Source organism: Paenibacillus sp. GQ49 (assembly GCF_059759055.1).
In genome coordinates this window covers 284,649-307,136 of sequence record NZ_JCAXEL010000003.1, presented here as the reverse complement: position 1 = coordinate 307,136, position 22,488 = coordinate 284,649, and the positions used below count along the sequence as shown (strand labels likewise).

The following is a 22,488-nucleotide window of genomic DNA, read 5'->3' as shown; positions in this document are numbered from 1 at the left end:
TGGTCTACGCTCCCCGTTGCTCCTGAAGCTGGCGAATCAAAATATGACTGAACCACTTCCGTCCAGACGCCGTGCCTACGTATTGCTCTTGTTTCTCTTCGGGAAGATCCGGGTGCCCCCATATGACGTGAGCACCCTCCAGATGTTCCCGTACCGCATAGATCCGATAACCTTGTGTAACCATTCGCTCTATGGCGATCCTCTCGGCCTCAAACACATCATGATCCGACATCAGCTTCTCCCTCCATTCACTGCCGTCACGGGTTGTTTCATCGGTATAGGTGCACCTGCATCATACTTGTTGCGCTTCACATACTGCCCCGCCCCTGCTGTTCCGGCATACTGTCGATCTCGAATGACATACTCCCCGCGGCACAACACCGTCACCGGACACCCCTGTACCTGCATGCCTTCAAATGCACTGTAATCCACGTTCATATGATGGGTATCTGCTGAGATCACCCTGTTTACAGATGGGTCAAAAATAACGATATCCGCATCTGTCCCTACAGCTAGAGTCCCTTTCTGCGGAAATAGTCCAAATAACTTGCTCGCTCTTGTCGAACATAGATCGACCCACTGATTGAGCGTAATTCGCCCCTTGACTACACCTTCCGAATACAGAATGCTGAGGCGATCTTCGATGACCGGCCCGCCGTTCGGAATTTTGCTAAAGTCATCCTTACCCAGATCCTTCTGTCCTTTGAAATTAAACGAACAATGATCGGAACCAATCGTCTGCAACTGACCGCTTTTCAATGCATTCCACAACACGTCCTGATGAGCTGCTTCTCGCAGCGGTGGTGACCAGACATACTTTGCACCCTCGAAGTCCGGCTGATCCATGATCGACTGATCCAACGTCAAATACTGAGGACAGGTCTCCCCCCAGATTCGGTAGCCCATTTCACGCATACGCGCGATCTGCTCTACAGCCTCCGCACAGGTCACGTGCACCACATACAGCTGTGAATCCGCAAGTGCAGCCAGACGTGCCGCACGCCCTGTTGCTTCTCCCTCCAGCATGGATGGGCGTGTTAAGGCATGATGAATTGGCTCCGTGTGCCCTTCGGCCAGCGCCTGTCGAACTAGCAGGTCAATGACATCCCCGTTCTCGGCATGAACCATGACGAGTGCGCCGTACTCTTTTGCCTTTTGCAACGTCTGGAAGAGAATCCCGTCATCGGCCTGAAACTGGTTTTTATACGCCATGAACACCTTGAAGGATGACACACCCTCTTCTTCAATGATCTGCGGCAGCTCTTCCAGCACCTGATCATTCATCTCGCCGATCATCAGATGGAAACCGTAGTCGATGGCGGCTTTACCCTCGGCTTTGGCGTGCCACTCTTGGAGGGATTCGATTAATGGACGGCCTTTTTGTGTCAGGCAGAAATCAATGATCGTTGTTGTACCGCCAAAGGCTGCCGCTGTTGTTCCCGTCGCAAAATCATCCGCCGTTACCGTGCCACCAAATGGCATATCCAGATGCGTATGCGGGTCGATACCACCCGGAATGACGTAACAGCCCGCTGCATCCACAATTTCCGTTCGTTCGTCCGGCACCAGTCCGATGCCAATCTGGGTGATTTTACCCTTTTCGATCAAAATATCTGCTTCAAAGGTATCTGACGCTGTGACCAACACACCGTTACGAATCAATTTGCGGGTATTCATGATATCGCCTCCTTGGTTGATTGATCTCTGACGGATTGCAGCATGGCAATCGCAGACTGACGTTCATTCCAGGTTACAGGCTCTTGTTCAGGCACAAGCTCAACCATCTCAATCGCCCCATCCACCGGGCAGACGATCGAACACAGATTACAGCCAACACAGTCCTCTTCCACCACTTCCAGATAGGAACCGGACGGGTCGGTCAACATATCAATACACTGGTGCGAGGTGTCCTCACAAGCAATATGGCATTTGTTGCAATTGATGCAGACATCGCGGTTGATGCGGGCGACCACTTTGTAGTTCAGATCGAGATTGCCCCAATCCGAGTAACGCGGAACCGTCTGACCTACCAGTTCTGCTACGCTGCTCAGACCCTTTTCATCCAAATAATCGTTCAGCCCATCAATCATGTCCTCCACAATGCGGAATCCATGATGCATCGCTGCGGTACATACCTGAACCCCTGTAGCACCCATGAGCAGAAACTCTGCCGTATCCCGCCAGTCCGAGATTCCACCAATACCCGAGATCGGCACACCCACCTCCGGATTACGCGCGCACTCAGCAACCATGTTCAGTGCAATTGGCTTCACGGCTGGGCCACAATACCCGCCGTGCGCTCCTTTGCCGCCCACATGGGGCACGGTATTCCACGAATCCAGATCCACACCTGCGAGAGAGTTAATCGTATTGATCAGGGAGATCGCATCTGCGCCACCGCGGACAGCTGCCCGGGCAGTCGCCGTAATATCCGTGATATTCGGCGTGAGTTTCACGATCACCGGTGTGGTCGCCACTTCCTTCACCCACATCGTCTGGAGTTCGACCAGGTCAGGTTGCTGACCAGAGGCGGCTCCCATACCACGTTCGGCCATGCCATGCGGGCAACCAAAGTTCAGCTCCAGGCCATCGACGCCGACAGCCTCCACCTTTTTGACAATCTCATGCCACTTCTCCCGCGTAGGTTCCACCATCAGTGAAGCGATAACCGCACGGTCCGGGAAGCGTTTCTTGGTCTCGGCGATCTCCCGCAGATTCACTTCCAGCGGACGATCGGATATCAATTCAATATTATTAAACCCCGCCACCCGTTGCCCACCAAAATGGACCGCCGCGAAACGCGATGATGTATTGATAATTGGCTCGCCCAGCGTCTTCCACACCGCACCACCCCAGCCCGCTTCGAACGCACGCTGGACCTGATATCCCGTATTGGTGGGTGGTGCAGAAGCCAGCCAGAATGGATTGGGTGATCGAATACCTGCCAGATTAATGGATAAGTCAGCCATAATGATCCCTCCTTGGTGTTGTTTGAACTTACAGTCTGCCGCTTACGGCACGGAAGCTACTAAAACACGTGCAGTTTGTTATCGGTACATTGTATAGCGCCTGCTCATGCCGTCTCTTCCACCTGTCCAGGTAATGCCTTCATGACTGCGGCGGCAGCCAGCTTACCCTGCTGTGCAGCCGAGACAACCATCGCTTCACCCTGGCCCTGACCAAAAATAACATCTCCTGCCGCATAGATCTGAGGATGCGAGGTACGGTACGTATGCGGCTCAATCTCGACCACACCCCAGTGATGACGCAGCCCGAACGCTTCAATTAATGGTAATAAACGATGCTGCCCAATCGCCCGGATGACCGTATCACATTCAATCATGAACTCCGATCCCTCCACAGGCACGGGTAACGCACGCCCACCACCAGGCGGGGTAATTAGCTCCATTTTCACACATTCCACAGCTTGAACCCGACCGTTCTCGTCTCCAATGATTCGCTGCGGCATCGTAAACCAGCGGAACTCCACACCCTCCTGCTTGGCAAACGTATATTCAAACGCATAAGCCGTCATCTGGCTTTCCCCGCGCCGATATAACATCTGCACCCGCTCGGCACCAAGACGTACCGAACAGGTCGCTGCATCTACCGCCGTATTGCCCGCGCCAATAACGGCGACCTTCAGACCATTCAGCGCGGGTGGAACACCCTGCTTCGTAGACTCCACCAGTTCAATCGCATCATAGACACCTTCCAATGTCTCCCCTTCAATGCCCAGCATAGGTACTGAACCCATGCCACAGGCTAGAATGACCGCTTCATGCTGCTCCAGCAACTGCGAAGCAGGGATATCTACACCGATGCGCACCCCATAACGGATCTGTACACCAAGCGCTTCTACCTGCTCCACTTCCCATAGCGCAACCGATTCAGGCAAACGGAAAGATACGATGCCGTACGTGTTCAGTCCCCCGCCTTTGGGTTTTGCTTCATAGATCGTCACCTCATATCCTTCCCGCCCCAGTTCACGTGCCGCCGACAGTCCTGCTGGCCCGGCTCCTACAACAGCAACATTTCTCCCATTGGCTGGCGCTGCCTGGAATAACGGCTCATTCTTGGCTCGTGCCCAGTCAGTGGCGTAACGCTGCAAATCACCAATTCGAATCGGCTTTGACGATTCGTTCAGCACACATGCGCCTTCACAAAGTTCCTCTGTGGGACAGACACGTGCGCAGCTGGCTCCAACCGGATTTGCATCCATGATGGTGCGGGCCGAACCTTTCAGGTGCCCTGTGGAGATTTTGCTAATAAACGAAGGGATGTTGATATCAGTTGGACAGGCCTTGATACAAGGTGCATCGTAACAGTACAGACAGCGGTTTGACTCCTCCATCGCTTCCTTTCCTGTCATAGCGGGTTTCATCTCGTCAAAACGACTCTCCCACCCATAATCGGATAACGTTGTTCCTGAGCTGTTCATCAATGTCATGCACCTCCTGGAGAATGATCTACGCTATCTAAAACAATCTTTAGCGCATTACACATGCCACCCCGCTGACAGAATCACTTACCGATCACTCGTTGCTGCTTCCTACAGACGAACCAGATGTTCGTACGTTTCCGGCCTGCGATCCCGGTAGAATTGCCACACATTACGCACCTCACGAATCATCTCCGTATCCATCTCGCCAATAACGACCTCATCCTGATCCCGGCTGCCGATCGCTACCATTCTGCCTCGCGGGTCGACCAGGTACGACTGTCCATAAAATTCACCCATATTCCATGGCGCTTCCACGCCAACCCGGTTGATGGCCGCTACATAATAGCCGTTAGCTACCGCGTGAGCGGGCTGTTCCAGTTTCCACAGATATTCCGATGTACCCGCAACCGTAGCGGACGGATTGAACACAATTTCTGCCCCTGCGAGCCCAAGCAATCGTGCCCCTTCCGGAAAATGACGATCATAACAGATGTACACACCCACTCTGGCGTAGGCCGTATCAAAAACCGGAAACCCAAGGTTACCTGGTTTGAAATAATACTTTTCCCAGAACCCATTCGTACCCTCACCTGCTTCCACATGCGGGATATGATGTTTGCGGTATTTGCCCAGATACGTACCATCCACATCAATAACGGCTGCCGTATTGTAATACGAAGCAATGCCCTCCACCTCGTACACAGGTAAAATAATCACCACCCCAAGCTCCTTTGCCAGCTCCTGAAAACGTCTGGTCGTCGGTCCTTCCGGCACCGGTTCAGCGGATGCGTACCATTTGGGATTCTGCTCTGTGCAAAAGTACGGCCCATAGAATACTTCCTGCAACCCGATGATCTTGGCGCCTCTTGCAGCCGCTTCACGGACCAGCGCAATGTGTTTCTGAACCGCAGCTTCTTTGTGTACTTCAACGGGAGCCGAACCTTCAATCTCATGAGAAGCCTGGATTAATCCGATGCTGATTTTGCTCATAACGTCACAACGCCTCCTCAGGTAAAATGATTGGTTGGTTCATTCCACTGCACATTTTCCGAATGGTGCGATACAACACTTCCGTGCCGAGTCCAATATCCTCCGGGGAGGAATATTCGCTGGGATGATGACTGATGCCGTCCTTGCTGCGGACAAAAATCATGCCATAATCACACACAAGCGAAAGGGCCAACGCATCATGGAACGGACCACTCATCAGTTCTGGCAAAGTAACCCCGATCTCTTCCGCGGATGAACGAATCACCGACTTGATTGGCTCTGCACAATACCGCGGCTCACTATTCGTATCCTCTGTCAGCGAGTAGGTTAGACCATATCGGAAACTCACGTCATCCAAAATGTTCATCAATCGGGCTTCAAGCCGGTTCCTGCGCTCCATCTCCATGTCTCGCAAATCAACCGTGAAACTGACTTCCTCTGGGATGATGTTACGCGAGTCTGGAAACACCCTCAGACTACCCACCGTACCTACAGTTGGAGCTTCCGGGTCTTCTCTCACCATATCGTCAAAAGCCGCAATGACTTTGGCGCTGCCTACCAAAGCATCATGCCGCATCCCCATCGGAACAGAGCCGGCATGACCCGCCATTCCTTTCATCGTCACCGTAAGCCATAGCGGGCCCGAGATGCCCGTCACCAGACCCACAGGAGCATTCAGTGCTTCCAGCACCGGCCCCTGCTCAATGTGCAGCTCCAGATAACTGCCTATGGAACCCGTCGGGTAGATCGCTTCTTCAAAATCGGCAGGAGAACAGCCAAAGGCTTCCAGCGCCTCCCGGCGGGTCACTCCGTTTTTATCCTGCCGCTCCAGTTCGCCTTCTTCCAACTGACCGGTTATGCCACGTGAGCCGAACAGGCCTTTGTTAAAACGGGAACCTTCTTCATCGCAAAAGGCAATTACCTCAATCGGCATACGGGGCTGAATGCCATTTTCGATCAGGCATTGCACCGCTTCGAGTGCGCCAAGCACACCGATCGCTCCATCATATCGACCGCCATACGGTTGAGAGTCGATATGGGAACCAATCATGAGGATCGGCATTGCCTGATCCGCGCCTTCCAGACGACCAATCAGGTTGCCGAAGGCATCAAATCGCGTCGTCAGACCGGCCTTTTCCATCCAGAGACGAACCTGTATGATGCCATCCATATCTTCCGGGGTCAGGGCAAGTCGGCAAACACCCGTCTCTGCGATTCGGCCAATACGTGACAACTGCTCAATTCGCTCATTCAGCCGAAGCTGATTAATGACTTTGCCTGTTGTGGTCTGCATCCTCCCTCGCCTCCTTGCGCTTATTTATCGCGTAATGATATGAAAATCTCCAGCTCGCTTGCTAAACCGTAAACGTCTGTCGTACCTGTGTATTATCCAATTATGGCAACTAACCTGCGTCCAGACTACGTAGCGCAATGAGCAAACTTCCAGCGATCAGATCCAGCTCTTCCTCGGTGGTGACAAACGGTGGAGAGATCGTCAAAATGTTTGCAAACCCCGGTACGGTATCGCCGTTCTTGCCAATCAGGATGCCATCCCTTTTACAACTGGCGAGTACCTTCATTACTTTATCCGCCTCCGCAGGAGATCCGTCTGCTTCAATCAATTCAATGCCACAGGCGAATCCAAATGAACGGATATCCCCCACAATGGACAGCTCCAGCAGAGGTTCCAGCTTCTCACGAAGCAGGTATCCCAGTTCCTCCGCGCGGCTGACCAGATTCTCTCGTTCCAGAATCTCCAGGTTCGCCAGTGCCACCCGGCAGGATACGGGATTCCCGCCAAAGGTATTCACATGGCGAAAATGGGCATCCGATCCGGGTTCCCGGAACGTGTCATACAGATCGGCTCGCACGGCCGTTGCTGATAATGGCGAATAGGCGCTGGTCATGCCTTTTGCCATCGTCACAATATCTGGCTGTACGCCATAGTTCTGATGACCAAACTTCTGCCCAGAGCGGCCAAAACCACAGATTACCTCATCTACAATGAGCAGCACGCCATAGCGTTGACAGATCTCTTGTACGGTACGCATATAATCCGGCGGGGGCACAATCATGCCGCCCCCTGTGATCACCGGCTCCATAATTACTGCGGCAACTGTCTCAGGACCTTCCCAACGGATCACCTCTTCATAGATGGTTGCACATTCGAGTGCACATCCATCTTTGTTTCGTCCAAACGGACAGCGGTAACAATATGGTGGCGGAACATGAGAGAAACCTACGCCGAGCGGCTCGTATTTGATCTTGCGGGCGGCTTGCCCGGTGGCGCCTAGCGCTCCCATGGAATTACCGTGATAGGCACGGTGACGGGAGATGAATTTGTGCCGAGTAGGCTCACCATTCTGATGGTGATACTGACGGGCTATTTTGAAAGCCACTTCATTCGCATCTGAACCTGAGTTGGAGAAGAATATTCGATACTCCCCCTCCAGCCATTCATTCAGCTTCTCCGCCAGCAAAATCGCCGGTTCGTGACTCTGCGTCATCGGTACATAAGCGAGTGCTTTCATCTGTTCATAGGCACTTCTCGCAATCTCCTCACGGCCATGCCCCACATTCACACACCACAGTCCGGACATCGCATCCAGATAACGCGTACCATCCTGATCGGTGATCCAGCTGCCCTCTCCACTTACCGCAATCATTGGATGATCGTTATGAGGCGAGATGTGATGCCACACGTATTTGCGATCCTTCTCCAGCCATTCTTCCTTCGTACCGCCAAGCGGCTGAGGCTGCTGATCCACAGAACTCATTCGTCATCCTCCTCTCTTTAAGCTGGACCTACAGACTTTACACTCGCCCACTCCGATTGCAGTACCATCTTCCGATCGCTGTTATCCCCAGATTTTCTAGATTCATTTTTTTCCTTAAGGAAAAATCCGGGGATAAAGGCGCACGCTTCGCTTCTTCAGATTGGTCCTGCACTCTTCGTTCTCGTGTAAATGCTTGTTCCCAGCCTAATTATTTCGTCACATCAATCACCGCTTCTTCATAGATGCTTTTCTCCAGCGCTTCATCCAGGTTTGCGGCTTTTTTGATCAAGCCATAGTTCAGTGCAATATCCGCAGTTCGGGTAAATGACTCATCCACAAAACTGCCGACTTGCTGCTCTGTAAATCCTTCCGGGCGAATTAGCTTTGCAATCTCTTCCAGCATCGTTACCTGATGTTCACGGGTGGTACTGCCATCCGTCACATTACTCATCACGATATCCACCGTTTCATCCTGTTGATCAATGGCGTAATTCCACCCTTTCAGAATGGCACGGGTCACTTTGATCGCAAGCTCACGGTTGCTGTCTACCCAATCCTTTTTGGCAATCAGCGTATCCTCCAGCATCCCAACACCGGCATCTTCAATGTTGAACACATCCAGATCGGATTCTTTCATTCCACTTTCCAGTACAACGTGGTATTCGTTATAGATCGTCGCCGTCGCCACATCTACCTGATCGTTGAAAAACTGATCCATTGTGAACCCCTGCTTCACCAGTTCAATGTCTTTCTTCGGATCTAGGCCGTTCTTCTCCATAAATGCAAGCACCTGAAACTGCTGACTGCCGAACCAGGTACTGACCTTTTTGCCTTTCATCTGAGCGGGATCAGTAATGCCTAGGGACTTCTTGGCAATCAAACGATAACTACTCTTCTGTGAGATCTGGGCGAGTGAGACAAGCGGCAGACCGTTATCCCGGCTGACCAGCAGACTGTCCACTCCGGTGATACCCACATCGGCCGCGCCATTGACCACCTGCTGCTCAATCACGATATCCGGACCACCCGGAATAATCTCGGCATCAATGCCTTCATCTGCAAAAAAACCTTTTTCCTTCGCTGCATAGATCCCGGCAAACTGAGCCTGCGGCACCCATTTCAGTTGAATTTTCACTTTGGTTAAAGGTTGATCTGCTTCGCCCGCCCCTCCTGAACTCGCAGCAACAGGCTCAGCAGCCGGCTCGGACTTCGTAGAACATGCGCCCAGCATAGTAACAACCAACAGGACCAATACCAGCAAACCCGGCTTCAACGTTTTGTACATGTACAGAACAACCCCCTGTTTATATACGATTTATCAAGCATCAGTCCGTGTTCAAAAAGTCTGCTTTTCAGTACCGTGGACTTTTTGAACAACCTCAATCACGTATTACGATCTATGGATGGTTGGTGTCCTAATGTACGTTATTGATCTGTGCGTGCACGATTCCAAGGAATGAGTCGCTTTTCTGCCAGGACAACAGCTTCATACAGCACAATGCCAAGCGCGGCAGCGATGACAATACAGGACCAGGCCAAGGGCATGTTCGCCAGTCGAATCTGATCTGAGAGCAAGTATCCGAGCCCTTGGGACGCGATGAAAAATTCACCCACAATGGCCCCAATAATACTGGTCGACATATTGATCTTCAGACCGGCGAAGAGGGAAGGCAGCGCGTGAGGCAGTCTCAGCTTCCAAAAAAACTGCATCCTGCTCGCGGCAAGGCCACTCAGCAGATCACTGTACTGCGGCTGAATGGAAGTCAGTCCTTTGAACAGGCTGACAGCCATCGCTGCCATTGTAATCACCGTGACGACTGCAATACGCGACCAGATCCCATCACCAAACCAATTGTTCATAATTGGGGCAAGAGCCACGATCGGAACAGCGTTCAGTGCTGACAGAACCGTAACCGCCGCCCTGCCGCTTGTTGGAAAGAAGGATGCACCCGCTGCTGCCAGAGCACCCAACAGTGAACCGAGCAGGAAACCACCCAGCATTTCGGTTCCGCTGTACATCGCATATCGAAAGAGCATATTGGCATTTTCCTGAATGGATGCCGCAATCGCGGAAGGCACAGGTAGTTGGTAACTTTCCAGTGAAAATATCCAATGAAATAACCTGAGCTGCCAAAGGGTGAGAAACAACACACCAGCACCCCAAGGAAGCATGCTCAGTGCAATGGAGCGCCCGCGAACGCTGGTACCCAATCTAGCCTTTCCGGCTTGTCCCCGTTGTCCATGAATTTCCGATCCGGGAGCAGATGTCATCTGTGAACCTGTGAGGGGCGTAGCCGCGCCAGTTACAGCAGCAATCGCCACACCTTCATCACCCTTCCGTTGCAAAACTTGACCTTCACTCATGTGGCATCCCCTCCTTTGGCCCTGAATTCAGGCTGCCAAGGGGTTAGCCAACGTTCAGCCAGACTGATGGCCAGATACGAGATCAGACCAATGCCAATGCTAAGCATGATGGTTGCCCAGAACATGCCAACTTGGGCATGGCCGTAATATAACGAACTGACCATCAGTACGCCCAGCCCGTCGGGAGCCCCCATCAATTCCACAACGATGGAGGAAGTCACCGCCAGCGGAGCAGCTATTTTCATACCGGAAAATAGTCCCGGCAGTGCTGAGGGCAGCAGACATTTGATGTATCGCGCAGTCAGTGAAGCTCCACAGGAACGCATCAGTTCCAGATGCTCTGGTGCTGCACTTTTCAATCCTTTTAACGTATGGATGATGATTGGGAAGAAAGTGACATACGCCGCCATAATAATTCTGGCCCACTCCGCGTTGTGGATGATACCGTACACGATTGGTGCTAGACCAATAACCGGAACCATCTGTGAGGAGACTACATATGGCGATAACGTGCGTTCCAGCCAGACAGCCGCGCTCATGAGCAGCGCCAGACCCAGACCCAGCAACGTTCCCCCTGCGAAACCAATGGCTGCATTGCCAAACGTGACAGCCCCCTGCTCTGCGAGCGTACCCGAGTAACGAAACAGGGCTGCAAGGACTTCGTGCAGATAAGGAAGGCGAGATGCCGCCTGCTGGGGTGACAAGAACAGTTGAAGCATCCAGGCGATTCCTTCCCACAGCACCAATACGGCCATAATCCAGATGACGACCCAGGAGCGATATCCTGGTTTAAAGAACCGCAGAGACATGAGATTCATCACGCTCCTCGTAGAAGCAGTTGCGAATGGTTGTAATCATGTGGTAGAAGGCTTCCGTTTCTCTCAGTTCACTATGACGTTCGGAAGGCAGATTGACGGAATGAATGGAATGTACTTGCCCCGGATGTGCCGAGAGTACGATGATCCGGTCGGATAGAAATACGGCTTCGGGGATGCTGTGTGTGACAAAGAGGAAGGTCTTGCCTGTCGAGCGTTTGATCTCAAGCAGCTCCAATTGAAGCTTTTCTTTGGTGAATTCGTCCAGGGCCGAAAAGGGTTCATCCATGAGCAGCAATGGCGGATCAAGCGCAAGGGCACGTGCAATGGATACACGTTGCTGCATCCCGCCGCTGAGCTGCCATGGATAATGGTCTGCGAAGCGGGTTAGCCCTACCATTTCAAGCAGTTCACCGCTAATGCGGCGGCACTCTTTCCGGCGGGTACCCAGCAGTTCCAAGGGTAATTCCACATTGTGACGAACGGTGCGCCAATCGAACAAGGCGGGTGTCTGAAAGACAATGCCGAACTGTCGCTGTAGTCGAGCCCGCTCAGGCTCCTGACCTGCAATGCGTACGGTGCCTGAGGTAGGTTGAAGCAGATCACCCACCAGCCGGAGCAAGGTCGACTTGCCACAGCCGGAAGGGCCCAGCAGAGAGACAAACTCATTAGACTGGATCTGGAATGTAACATCCGACAAGGCAGTGACTTGTTGTGTACCTGTACCAAAAACAACGGACACATGATCTACATCAATATGGCAGGCTTCGGGGACTGTGGCTGAAGATATGGAGGACATGGGCATTCTCCTTTGTGGGAAGTTATTTTCATTACACACCAAGGCTGAATGGGAGGTTTATATACACAAACGTAACAGGTTTTGCTTGTTAGATAATACTATATCGCTTTGGGCGGGGATTACATTATACAGTGTGTTTTGAGTATGGGCCTGTTCATGTTACACAATGTAAAATGAGACCCATTCTCAGATGTATTCATGTGAGTTTCCTTGGTAGAAAGCTAACATATATTTCACCTAACAATAAACGTACGATCATTTGTATTTATTGAATGAATATTCGGAAAATATGACATATCCCCTCGTATTCTTGTTCGTTTTCTTGTATAAAGATTGAATAGAGAATCCAGAAATCGGGGTGGTCATGATGTTTGATTGGCTGGGATGGAGAAAAGGATTGCCGCTGTGGCGATCGTATCGGTTAAACGCACATATGAAGGAAGATGTGGAACAGATTTTTGAGGGAATTGCCGAAACGAGACGGCAGCTTATGATGGACTGGGCAGATGAACAATGGAATCACCTGGATCGTTTGCTCCAACAGTTACCGTCGGTCCAATTACAGGATGTATTACAAGATTCACAGCAACTAAGCAAACTAGATGCATGGTTTCAATCCAGTTATAATCGAGCCGTTGACAGTACGGAGCTATTCATGCTGAACGAACAGAATCAGGTGGTTTTCTCTACATATAAGAAACATATTGGACAGATCTATAAGGATCACGAAGCATTGATTGGACCAGGATTGAAATACTCCAGAGCAGATCGTCAGGGCCGAAAATGCTTGTATGGTCCTTATTCTGATCCACTGACATTGGATATTGGTCCACGCTCGTCCGCTTTTCACGATGATGTCACCTTGCTGTTTATCTCCCCAATTCTGCAGGAAGGTCGATATGTCGGTTCATTATGCAGCCGTGTTCCCGCAGATGTACTGGGTGACCTGATCCAACGAGAATCAGGTCATATCTATCCCGATTCCGGTGACAACTACCTCTTTATGGCTGAGTCGATATTAAGGCCCCATCTGCAACCTGGCACCGCCTTATCCCGAAGCCGCTTCGAAGACCGTACCTTTACGCATGGGGAAAACCTCAAAGATGGTGTGACCACCGAATGGGGGATCGTTTCCATTAAGGAGCATACCGAGCTGGAACTCATGTTCACTGATCCGTCGACCGGAGAACTACATCCCGGGGTAGCAAACACCATTCAGAATGGTTCCAATCTGTTCGTAGCCTTTCCCGGCTACTCGGATTATCGCCATATTTCTGTGATCGGCAAAGGCATCACCTTCCAGCTGCCACACTGTCCTGATCGCTGGGGAATGATGTGTGAAGGGGATCTGGAGGAAGTGTATCGGATACGAAGCATCGGCTGGCGCCAGTTCAAGCAGCACAGTCTCTTCACGCTCTTGTCAGGCGTTGCAGGAGCCGCGCTTGTCTATGCCCTCACTGGTAGCGGTTGGAGTGCGGCAGCAATGGCCGCTTTTAATGTGTTATTTGGATTCTTCACTGCATTACAGCTGCATCGCAGCCAATATCGACGAGTTCATGAAGACTTACGCCGCATCAGCCGATTTATTCGAATTAACGCCGAAGGCAGGGGTGATCTGACCCAGCGCATGGACACGTCTGCTTTTGCCCAAGATGAATCAGGTGAACTGGCGAAGTGGATCAACAACATGATTGATTCTCTGGAAGGCATTATGCTGAAGGTACAACTTGCCACGGTAGACGTTATGGATAACCAGTATCAGATGCGAACTTCAACAGAGACAACTCAGGGTACGACTGAGCGTGTGAACCACAAGCTTGGTTCGATGATTCAGGCCATTCGCACTCAACTGGAAGATCTCGACCAGGCCAAGATTGCTGCCGATCACATGCGCATAACGCTGCAACAACTGGAGACCTCTGCTACCGAACAGATCGGCGTGGCTCAGCAGGAAGTGGAACGAATCGGCGACAAAATGACCCAAATCTCAGGAGCGGTGTCCGATACCAACCGTACCATCCTGTCCTTCATGGATACCATGAAAGAGATTTACCGTGCACTGGCTGTCATTGATGAAATTTCAGCTCAGACGAACCTGCTGGCTCTGAATGCTACAATTGAAGCCGCACGCGTGGGCGAACATGGCCAAGGGTTCTCGGTCGTAGCAGGGGAAATCCGCAAGCTGGCCGAGTTATCCCGCTCTTCTACTGAAAATATTCATCAGATTCTGGACCGAATCTCAACGGCAGCAGGAGCTGCATCCCAATTAATCACAGAGGGTGATCAGGTACTGGCTGAAGGAACAACACTGGTTCAGGCCGCTTCGCAACTTCTGCAAAATGCTACCGCTGAAGAACCTGAGCGTACGCAAGTCGTGGATCAAGTGGTCATGCTGATGGAGAATATTGCTGCAATCAGTCATCAAAATCGGGCGACTTCCGCCGAGGTAGAAGCAGAGATGATGGAGCTGATCCGGGATATGTTGCAGGTTCAGCATTCTTCGCATAATGTGGAAGCCATTACAGTCTTTCTGCAACAACTCGTGGGACAATTCCATCTGAATCACCCCGCCAAAAATGCTGTCATCTGACGTCATCGTTGACGCGGATTGGAGAAATAGCTAAAATTTGATGCAACTGTTCCTTTTGAAATTGTCGTATCATTTATAATAGAAGATTTCCAATCTGAACCGATGAAAGGGTGGTCTGCATGGAACTGCTTCAGGATTCATTTGGCCGGATACATGACTACATCCGTATTTCTGTTACGGACCGCTGTAATTTACGCTGTGTGTATTGCATGCCCGCAGAGGGTATGGAGTTTGCTCCACATGATGAGATTATGAGCTACGAAGAGATTGCACAGGTGCTGAAAGTGCTTGCTCCGATGGGCATGCGTAAAGTTCGACTCACGGGGGGCGAACCGTTGGTACGCAAGGATCTGCATAAGCTCGTCAGCATGATCTCGGCAATTGACGGGATTGACGATATTGCCCTGACTACCAACGCTCTTCTGCTGGACAAACAAGCTCAGGCGTTGAAAGATGCTGGGTTGAACCGGATTAACATCAGTCTGGATTCCCTGCGCGCTGATCGCTTCTCCATGATTACCCGCGGCGGAGATGTGAACAAGGTACTGAAAGGCATTGAAGCTGCAACAGCTGCTGGCCTTGCTCCGATCAAGCTGAATGTTGTGCTGATGAAGGGTATCAACGATGATGAGATCAAGGACTTTATTGCCATGACGATTGATCAACCTCTTCATGTGCGTTTTATTGAATATATGCCGATTGGACAGGCTTCGGATTCATGGCGCAAATCTTATTTGCCGCTGGAAGCCGTGACTGATGTATGTGCTGAAGCAGGCTGGACGGTAGAAAATACAACAGGCCCTGCGGGCAATGGCCCATCACGAAATATGAAAATTGCGGGCTCCGAAGGCACATTTGGATTGATTCATCCCGTAAGCGATCATTTCTGTGACAATTGCAACCGACTTCGGTTGACCGCTGATGGACATATCAAAGCCTGCCTCTACTGGTCGGATGAGTATAATGTTCGCCGCTTCGTGGATGATCCGGACGCTATGGCGGCACTTTTCCTCAAAGCGCTGGGTACGAAACCAAAGAATCATGAGATGGCTCTGGCTTTGGAACAAAAAATGCAATCTCATACGCCGACGGTACGGCGCATGTCCCAGATTGGCGGATAACACGTGTTTCATGGATGATGTATGCTGGCGGTGTATACCTTTACGTGAATCAGCATTCATTGCTGGAAACGTGAAATAGAACGTTGTACTAGGAATACATGAATGACCAAGTTCAGCATCCATTTCTAACTCCCCGTGCGTTACTGCTACGGGGAGTTTTATTTGTCAAATGTTCTACCCTTTGACTGCACCCTCCGCAATGCCCTCCATGATGAACTTCTGGAAGAACGCATAGATCAGAATAACCGGAATCGCAGTCAGTACCAGGGAGGACAGAATCAATGGCCATTCCTTATTATATTCACCAAACAGCATGTTTGTGGACAGAATCAGCGTATAACGATTCACATCGGTCAACATGAGCAGTGGCAGCAAGAAGTCATTCCAGATCCACAGGAAGTCCAGAATCGCGATGGTGACTGTGATCGGAAGCAGCAGCGGGAAGATAATCTGGAAGAACGTCTGGAACTCATTACATCCGTCAATCTGAGCCGACTCCTCCAATTCACGCGGAATGGACTTCACAAACCCGTGATAGAGGAAGATTGCCATGTTCACGCCAAGTCCGATATAGATCAGGGCCAATCCGTACGTGCTTCCTTGCACCCCCATGCCTTTGGCTACCCGTGTCAGCGGAATCATGATTGAGTGGAACGGCACCAGCATGGATGCAACAAACAGGAAGAAGATCAGGTTACTCAAACGGCCGGAGGTACGTGACAGCTTGTATCCCGCAAGTGAGGCACAGAAGACGATACCACCGATCCCCAGAAAGGATACAATTGCCGAGTTCATGGAACTGCCCAACAGATTGATTTTGTTAAACGCGTCCGAATAATTCTCCCAGTGCAACGTTGTTGGCAGCGCGAGAAAGGATTGGAACATTTCACCCTGTGTTTTGAAAGAGTTCACCACCGCCATGTAGATCGGCAGCATGGCAACGAGAGAGCCTAGAATCAGCAGCAGTCGAATCAGATAACTGTTCAGTCGTTGCATCCTCATGCTTCCACCTCTTTCTTCTTCATGATGGTGATCTGGATGAGTGTAAAGATGAGAACGATGATGAACAGCACAACCGATTTTGCACTCGCATAGCCGTATCTGAAGTTGTTGGAGAACGCTTCTTCATAGATGTTCATCGTGATCACCTGCGTGGCCCGGCCCGGTCCACCACCCGTCAGTCCATACACCACTTCAAACACTTTGAATGCTCCGTTCAGTGTCAGGAAGAAACAGATGGTCACGGCATGAGTAATCATCGGCAACACCACATTACGCAGCACCTGGAATGCGTTGGCCCCATCAATAACAGCCGCTTCCTTGAGGCTTTTTGGCACACCTTGGAGAGCAGCCAGATAGATGATCATCATATACCCCACACCGTTCCAGAGCGATACGATCAGGATAGAGTAAAATGAAAACTTCGGATCACCCAGCCATTGCTGGTCAAGGAACGAAAAGGCCAGTTTCTCTGCGAGCTGTGGCAGCACCTGAGAGAAGATGAATGTCCACATGAAAGCACTGATGATTGTACTGATCATGTTAGGCATGAAGAACAGCGTCCGGAAAAGCCCTTTGCTGCGCGTTCGTGACTCAATCAACACAGCGAGCAGCAAGGCAATTCCATTTTGCAGAATCAGCATAAATATTACATATTTCATCGTGAACCACAGAGAGTTCAGAAAGTCTGGATCTTCTTTGAACAATTCCACAAAGTTGCCCAGACCGATAAAGCTGTAATCCCGATTAAGTCCGTTCCAATCCGTCAGGCTATAGAACATGCCGCTAAACGTAGGGTACAGCAGGAAAATTGCATAGATGACAAAGGCAGGCGCAGTGAACGCGAGCAGTGACAGATACTTCTTGAACACATTCGTAGCCATAGGTTCTCCCCCTTTTCACTCGAAGCGGATGATTGTAAACGAGGGAACGAAGAACGTTCTGCCTGCCGTATCATCTGCTTGGAGACTGCGACGAAACAAAGTACCGCTCATTTGTTGACAAAACTCTCAGACCGTTGAGATTTGCCAACAAAAGCGGATACTCCATTCCTCGCAGCTCCTTACTTGTTGACTTTGTTGTAGGATTTCCACGCCTTGTCGAGCGCATCGATAACCTGCTGTTGATTTAATTGCCCAGAGTAGTAACCTTGCAACGCTTTGCCTGACTCGTCTTTCACCGCTTGAGGGAGGGATGGGTCCTCATAAGCTTTACCTTCACTCACATATTTCTGAGCATCGTCTACCCACGGGAAGCTCTTGAAGTCATGGATCTTGGCAATCGGATTAAATTTGAGTGCTTCGAAGAATGCACTTGAATCCTTGTCATCGAGAATGTAGTTCACGAAATCGAGTGCCACTTCTTTGTTTTTGCTAGATGATGATACTGCAAGTGAAGTGGAGGTGCTCAGATTGATTTTGGTATCATCCGGATTGTCATTGATCGGCATGGGTGCTACACCAAAGTTCAAGTCCGGGTTGGACTTCAGAATGGTTTCGGCAAACCATGGTCCTTGAATCCACATTGCGGCGCTTCCTGATGCGAAGGCTGCTGAACCATCATCTCCGCCCACTTCCAGCGCTTTGTCCGTTCCATTGGCATTGACGAGATCGAAGATATCAAACAATGCTTTCATATCGGAGAAGGAGCCCTGATCCTGATTCATCTTCTCCACGAAGTCTTTGTGCTCAGACTGAGTTAATGCACCCACGGTAAGTGGCAGGAATAATTGCGGAATCCAGGCTTCTTTGTAGGACAGTTCAAACGGTGTAATGTTGGCTGCTTTGAGTTTCTCCACGACCGCTTTCATTTCCGTTAAAGTCGTTGGCACTTCCAGCCCTTGCTCTTCGAAAATATCTTTATTGTACAGATAGCCCCATGATACTGTTTCCAATGGAACAGCTACGATTTTGCCCTCCGCATCCGTTATGGAAGGTTTAACCGAATCCAGCAGCTTATCGACAAAAGGTTGGCCCGACAGGTCTTCCAGATAACCCGCTTTGCTGAATGGTGGAATCTCATTGACTGCATGCAGGGCGAACACATCCGGTGCATCATTGGAGGCGAGACGAGTCTTCAGAATCTGAGGGGCATTGTCCGCTGGCGGCATCTCCAGTTGCACGTTCACCTCAATGTTTTTCTCTGCTTTCTCCTTGGCTTTGAACTGTTCTATATATTTATCGTAGTGTTCTTTCAGCCGAGGTTGTGCAACGAATACTTTGAGTGATACCGTGCTGCCTGATGCCGATTCCTCCTGCCCACTGTCCGTTCCTGCATTGGAACCGCAACCTGCGAGTAGAACACTGATCAGTACCGCACTTGCTACGCTTTTCCATACTTTCATCTCTTATGACCTCCCGGTGTGTAACTGGTTTGTCTTTCATAGGCTCATTATATATCAGAAAATGAAAGCGCTTCATTGGACAAAATTAGACTTGTGTATTGGATTATTTTAAACCTTAATCCTGCCGCAAATGCTCTATCAAACGTCTCATTCCGTACTACTGCCTGATTTACCTGATATACGAGCCTGTCCCTTCCGCATCTCCCCTGGAGATATTCCGAAATGCTTCTTAAACACTCGATAGAAGTAGGACACATCCTCATAACCCGCCATCTCGGCAACATGCTTGAACGGAATCTGTTCATCCATCACCCATTCTTTCGCTCTCGTCATACGTAACTGGACAACATAGTCGGTTACGTTCACCTCATACTCTTTCTTGAATACCTTGCTGAGATATTCCTTGCTGACAAAAAAGATCTGGGCGAGCTGCTCCAGCGTAATCATCTCCATACAGTGCTGCTCAATGTATTGCTTCACCTCGTCCAGGTTCAGCTTGTTCTTAAATTTGCGCTGCGCAATCAGCTGCTCCAAAGCCTGGTAGTATGGAGTCGAAATCCATGTGATCGTGGATTCGATGGAAGCCAGCGCAGCCGCAGGAGGTAGCGCCGTTGCTTCGGGCCGCTCGTACAAGCCATTGGAGACGCATAGTTCATCCAACAAAGCCTGTAATTCATAGGCTACCCTTCCAAGCTGCCGAGGTCTGTTAATCTCGCATCGTTCCAGCTTCTGCTGCAATTGCTGGAACCACTCACGCAGACTCTGAACGTTCAGGTCATTAAACCGCAGGCGGGCCTGCTGCTGAAACAGGGAGAACTCACCTGCGAACGAAGATGGGTACGATTCCCATGATTCAGGTGCTGATTCAACCTTTTCCAATTCTTTTGCACATTTCGCAAGTACACCATTCAGTTCATCCGGATTCACCGGTTTGAGCAGATAATCTGCAGCCCGATGCCGGATCGCATGTTTTGCATAATTGAAGTCATCATATCCGCTCACCACGATCACCTTGATCTGTGGGTATTGTCCGCTCAGCGTCTGTAACAGTTCCACACCGTCTGTACCGGGCATGCGCATGTCCGTAATGATAATGTGAGGCTGATGCTGCTTGACCAGTTGTATGGCCTGCTCACCATCCTCTGCCTCACCTGCAACGGTCATGCCAAGTTCATTCCAATCTCCCAGGTTGCGCAAAATATCCCGGTTCCACGGTTCATCGTCCACCAACAGCACTCTGTACAGTTCCTTGTTCACAAGACTTCGCCTCCTGTATTGCAGGGGATTCGTACCGTAACGCTTGTCCCCTGTCCGTATTCACTTTCCATGCTCATCCCGTACTCAGGTCCAAAATGCATTATAATTCGTGAGGCCGCATTGACCAGTCCAATACTTGTACCTGAACTCCACACCCGATCTGCCTGCCGGGTAAGCCGCTCCAGTCTGGACTGCATCTCCGTTAGTTTCTCAGCATCCATACCCACGCCGTTATCGCGAATTCGAATGGTTACATCTGTAGGTTCACAGACGACCTTAATACCCAGCTTCCATTCGCCCTGTTTCTTCTCCAGACCATGCAAAAATGCATTCTCCACAATGGGTTGCAAAGACAACTTGGGGATATAACACGCCCGAAGTTCTCCGGTGATCTCCAGTGTATATTCAAGCCTGCCGGCAAAACGTTGCTTCTGAATCAGCATATAATGCTCCAGCTGGTCCAGTTCAGACTGCAGGGGTACAAGTCCATCCGGCGCTCGCACAATATAACGAAACATCTCGCTCAAGGCTCGAATGACCTTGTAACTGTCTGCCGGTTTTTGCGAGTAGACCATGCCGCCAATCATCTGCAATGTATTTTGCAGGAAATGCGGATGGATCTGGGATTGCAGTGCTTTGAGCTCGGCCGTCTGCTTCTCCAGATTCATCAGGTAGTTGTCGCGAATATGTTCCCGAATACGACTAGCCATGCCGTGCAGATTTTTCTCCAGCAGACCAATCTCATCTACCCGGCCACTTCGCACCACTTCCCTGTCCTTGATCAGTTGAATACCCTTCATGGAATTTGCCAGTCTGACAATGGGCTTTGATGTACGCCAGGCTACGAGCGCAGCTAGTCCTACAGAAATGACGGTTGCCAGGCCACCCACAACCAATCCATATTTCATCGTTTCCAAGGCACTTTCGTTAACAACATGGGCAGGTACAATCTTGATCACACGCAGTCCTGACGGCTCGATGGAATGAAAGAATACGTATTCCTTGGCTGTACGGATAAACCCCGAACTTTCTTTTGTGCCTGCCAATTTCTCCAGTGCTTCCGCTGAAGGCTGAATCTCTTGGTTTGGCTGATAGACCGGACTGCCCGTGCTGTCAGCAATGTATACCGCATAGTCACCCCGGCTATCCAGCAGCTCCAGGGTCTGGTTGAACTCAGCCCACTTGACCTCCAGACTGATGGCCCCGATCTGTGCCCGATCCTCGAAGCGGTTCATGCTGCGGGTCATGTGAAACTTTTGCGGATCGTTCGGATCATTGATAATCGTAAAATCTTTATGTTGTGCAAAAAGCTCATGATATCCTTCCGGTATTTCCGATACCGCTTTGATGCGAGAATCCATCGAGTTGAAGGTGAACAGGGTGTCCAATTCCTTCAGATAGAGTTCAACGCCAAATACATAATTGCCAGCCGAATAGTATACACTGTTCAGCATATTGAACATGGCCTTCTGTTCATCGAACCGACTGGCTGCCGGCGCTTCCTCGTTCAACGCCAGATATTGATGCAATTCGTCACTGATCTGAATGGAATAAATAATGTTGTTCATGCGCGCGAACTGTTCACCCAGATAGATGGAGGCCCAGTTCATATTAGCTCGGTTGGTCTCCATAATCTCCTCTTCCATGGAAGAGCGGGTATTCTCAGCAGCCATAGCGGTCATGGCAATGACGGGCACAACGGCCAGCAGCGTCATGGTAAGAATCAACTTATTGCGAATGCTGCGTTTGAAAGGATCTATCAGCTTCCGATAACATTCGGTAAACACAGCGCATCCACTCCTGAGCTAAAATAGACAAACGCCCCAGCATGGAAGCTGAGGGCGCTTTGGTCTTTATATTCGTTTGGAAATGTTAAAATATCACGTTATACAATAGAATGAATGGTTACACGAGATCACTACGTGGTCAGAACAACCCTCTGATCGCTGTTATCACCGGATTTTTTTGATTCCCTTTTCTAAGGGGAA

At 50.5% G+C, this 22,488-nt stretch carries 18 protein-coding genes; 2 read left to right on the top strand and 16 right to left on the bottom strand.

Going from position 1 to position 22,488, the window contains the following annotated elements; all coding sequences use genetic code 11:
- Positions 1-4 precede the first annotated feature (4 nt).
- From AC6CIF_RS08470 to AC6CIF_RS08420, 11 genes are all read right to left on the bottom strand, one after another.
- Positions 5-232 (bottom strand): hypothetical protein, encoded by a 228-nt coding sequence (locus AC6CIF_RS08470; protein WP_498199053.1) that lies wholly within the window; start codon positions 230-232, stop codon positions 5-7.
- Positions 232-1,677 carry a dihydropyrimidinase gene (gene hydA / locus AC6CIF_RS08465; RefSeq protein ID WP_498199051.1) on the bottom strand — a complete coding sequence of 482 codons (1,446 nt, stop codon included), beginning with the start codon at positions 1,675-1,677 and terminating at the stop codon, positions 232-234. The genes AC6CIF_RS08470 and hydA overlap by 1 nt, the downstream gene beginning before the upstream one ends.
- A complete protein-coding gene (gene preA / locus AC6CIF_RS08460; protein WP_076319240.1) occupies positions 1,674-2,969 on the bottom strand; it encodes an NAD-dependent dihydropyrimidine dehydrogenase subunit PreA in 1,296 nt (431 codons plus the stop codon). The genes hydA and preA overlap by 4 nt, the downstream gene beginning before the upstream one ends.
- Positions 2,970-3,073: 104 nt before the next feature.
- Positions 3,074-4,441, bottom strand: coding sequence for an NAD(P)-dependent oxidoreductase (locus AC6CIF_RS08455; protein ID WP_498199206.1), 1,368 nt, complete (start codon positions 4,439-4,441; stop codon positions 3,074-3,076).
- Positions 4,442-4,552: 111 nt separating this feature from the next.
- The gene (locus tag AC6CIF_RS08450; protein ID WP_498199050.1) at positions 4,553-5,434 is read right to left on the bottom strand and encodes a nitrilase-related carbon-nitrogen hydrolase; all 882 of its coding nucleotides are present in this window, start codon (positions 5,432-5,434) and stop codon (positions 4,553-4,555) included.
- Between the two features lie 4 nt (positions 5,435-5,438).
- Positions 5,439-6,728 (bottom strand): M20 family metallo-hydrolase, encoded by a 1,290-nt coding sequence (locus AC6CIF_RS08445; protein WP_498199048.1) that lies wholly within the window; start codon positions 6,726-6,728, stop codon positions 5,439-5,441.
- Positions 6,729-6,837: 109 nt separating this feature from the next.
- Complete coding sequence (locus AC6CIF_RS08440) at positions 6,838-8,211, bottom strand: aspartate aminotransferase family protein (protein ID WP_498199047.1); 1,374 nt, start codon at positions 8,209-8,211, stop codon at positions 6,838-6,840.
- A gap of 208 nt (positions 8,212-8,419) precedes the next feature.
- Entirely contained in the window at positions 8,420-9,496 is a 1,077-nt protein-coding gene (locus AC6CIF_RS08435) for an ABC transporter substrate-binding protein (protein WP_498199045.1), read from the bottom strand.
- 140 nt (positions 9,497-9,636) lie between these two features.
- Positions 9,637-10,575 (bottom strand): ABC transporter permease, encoded by a 939-nt coding sequence (locus AC6CIF_RS08430; RefSeq protein ID WP_498199043.1) that lies wholly within the window; start codon positions 10,573-10,575, stop codon positions 9,637-9,639.
- The gene (locus AC6CIF_RS08425) at positions 10,572-11,384 is read right to left on the bottom strand and encodes an ABC transporter permease (protein ID WP_498199041.1); all 813 of its coding nucleotides are present in this window, start codon (positions 11,382-11,384) and stop codon (positions 10,572-10,574) included. Before AC6CIF_RS08425 ends, AC6CIF_RS08430 begins: the two co-directional genes overlap by 4 nt.
- Positions 11,365-12,189: an ABC transporter ATP-binding protein gene (locus AC6CIF_RS08420; RefSeq protein ID WP_074092556.1), complete on the bottom strand. Its 825-nt coding sequence runs from the start codon at positions 12,187-12,189 to the stop codon at positions 11,365-11,367. Before AC6CIF_RS08420 ends, AC6CIF_RS08425 begins: the two co-directional genes overlap by 20 nt.
- 364 nt (positions 12,190-12,553) lie before the next feature.
- On the opposite strand from AC6CIF_RS08420, the gene AC6CIF_RS08415 reads away from it, so the two are divergent.
- Together AC6CIF_RS08415 and moaA are read left to right on the top strand one after the other, a co-directional pair.
- Positions 12,554-14,779: a methyl-accepting chemotaxis protein gene (locus AC6CIF_RS08415; RefSeq protein ID WP_498199039.1), complete on the top strand. Its 2,226-nt coding sequence runs from the start codon at positions 12,554-12,556 to the stop codon at positions 14,777-14,779.
- A gap of 119 nt (positions 14,780-14,898) precedes the next feature.
- Positions 14,899-15,900 carry a GTP 3',8-cyclase MoaA gene (gene moaA / locus AC6CIF_RS08410; protein WP_017691896.1) on the top strand — a complete coding sequence of 334 codons (1,002 nt, stop codon included), beginning with the start codon at positions 14,899-14,901 and terminating at the stop codon, positions 15,898-15,900.
- A 174-nt stretch (positions 15,901-16,074) separates the two neighbouring features.
- Here the strand turns inward: moaA and AC6CIF_RS08405 are convergent, their stop codons facing one another.
- From AC6CIF_RS08405 to AC6CIF_RS08385, 5 genes are all read right to left on the bottom strand, one after another.
- Positions 16,075-16,902, bottom strand: a complete 828-nt coding sequence (locus AC6CIF_RS08405) for a carbohydrate ABC transporter permease (RefSeq protein ID WP_340387834.1) — start codon at positions 16,900-16,902, stop codon at positions 16,075-16,077.
- Entirely contained in the window at positions 16,899-17,783 is an 885-nt protein-coding gene (locus AC6CIF_RS08400; protein WP_498199036.1) for a carbohydrate ABC transporter permease, read from the bottom strand. The genes AC6CIF_RS08405 and AC6CIF_RS08400 overlap by 4 nt, the downstream gene beginning before the upstream one ends.
- A gap of 179 nt (positions 17,784-17,962) precedes the next feature.
- A complete protein-coding gene (locus tag AC6CIF_RS08395; protein ID WP_498199034.1) occupies positions 17,963-19,243 on the bottom strand; it encodes an ABC transporter substrate-binding protein in 1,281 nt (426 codons plus the stop codon).
- Positions 19,244-19,390: 147 nt separating this feature from the next.
- Entirely contained in the window at positions 19,391-20,500 is a 1,110-nt protein-coding gene (locus AC6CIF_RS08390) for a response regulator transcription factor (RefSeq protein ID WP_498199032.1), read from the bottom strand.
- On the bottom strand, positions 20,497-22,287 hold the full coding sequence (locus AC6CIF_RS08385; protein ID WP_498199030.1) for a sensor histidine kinase: 1,791 nt from the start codon (positions 22,285-22,287) through the stop codon (positions 20,497-20,499). The genes AC6CIF_RS08390 and AC6CIF_RS08385 overlap by 4 nt, the downstream gene beginning before the upstream one ends.
- Between the last annotated feature and the right edge of the window lie 201 nt (positions 22,288-22,488).

What these genes read in the sequence shown, in the direction of transcription:
- AC6CIF_RS08470 (WP_498199053.1), bottom strand. Translation starts at nt 232, where the DNA reads ATGTCGGATCATGATGTGTTTGAGGCCGAGAGGATCGCCATAGAGCGA.
- AC6CIF_RS08425 (WP_498199041.1), bottom strand. Translation starts at nt 11,384, where the DNA reads ATGTCTCTGCGGTTCTTTAAACCAGGATATCGCTCCTGGGTCGTCATC.
- preA (WP_076319240.1), bottom strand. Translation starts at nt 2,969, where the DNA reads ATGGCTGACTTATCCATTAATCTGGCAGGTATTCGATCACCCAATCCA.
- AC6CIF_RS08440 (WP_498199047.1), bottom strand. Translation starts at nt 8,211, where the DNA reads ATGAGTTCTGTGGATCAGCAGCCTCAGCCGCTTGGCGGTACGAAGGAA.
- AC6CIF_RS08445 (WP_498199048.1), bottom strand. Translation starts at nt 6,728, where the DNA reads ATGCAGACCACAACAGGCAAAGTCATTAATCAGCTTCGGCTGAATGAG.
- AC6CIF_RS08395 (WP_498199034.1), bottom strand. Translation starts at nt 19,243, where the DNA reads ATGAAAGTATGGAAAAGCGTAGCAAGTGCGGTACTGATCAGTGTTCTA.
- AC6CIF_RS08420 (WP_074092556.1), bottom strand. Translation starts at nt 12,189, where the DNA reads ATGTCCTCCATATCTTCAGCCACAGTCCCCGAAGCCTGCCATATTGAT.
- moaA (WP_017691896.1), top strand. Translation starts at nt 14,899, where the DNA reads ATGGAACTGCTTCAGGATTCATTTGGCCGGATACATGACTACATCCGT.
- AC6CIF_RS08400 (WP_498199036.1), bottom strand. Translation starts at nt 17,783, where the DNA reads ATGGCTACGAATGTGTTCAAGAAGTATCTGTCACTGCTCGCGTTCACT.
- AC6CIF_RS08405 (WP_340387834.1), bottom strand. Translation starts at nt 16,902, where the DNA reads ATGAGGATGCAACGACTGAACAGTTATCTGATTCGACTGCTGCTGATT.
- AC6CIF_RS08435 (WP_498199045.1), bottom strand. Translation starts at nt 9,496, where the DNA reads ATGTACAAAACGTTGAAGCCGGGTTTGCTGGTATTGGTCCTGTTGGTT.
- AC6CIF_RS08415 (WP_498199039.1), top strand. Translation starts at nt 12,554, where the DNA reads ATGATGTTTGATTGGCTGGGATGGAGAAAAGGATTGCCGCTGTGGCGA.
- hydA (WP_498199051.1), bottom strand. Translation starts at nt 1,677, where the DNA reads ATGAATACCCGCAAATTGATTCGTAACGGTGTGTTGGTCACAGCGTCA.
- AC6CIF_RS08430 (WP_498199043.1), bottom strand. Translation starts at nt 10,575, where the DNA reads ATGAGTGAAGGTCAAGTTTTGCAACGGAAGGGTGATGAAGGTGTGGCG.
- AC6CIF_RS08450 (WP_498199050.1), bottom strand. Translation starts at nt 5,434, where the DNA reads ATGAGCAAAATCAGCATCGGATTAATCCAGGCTTCTCATGAGATTGAA.
- AC6CIF_RS08455 (WP_498199206.1), bottom strand. Translation starts at nt 4,441, where the DNA reads ATGAACAGCTCAGGAACAACGTTATCCGATTATGGGTGGGAGAGTCGT.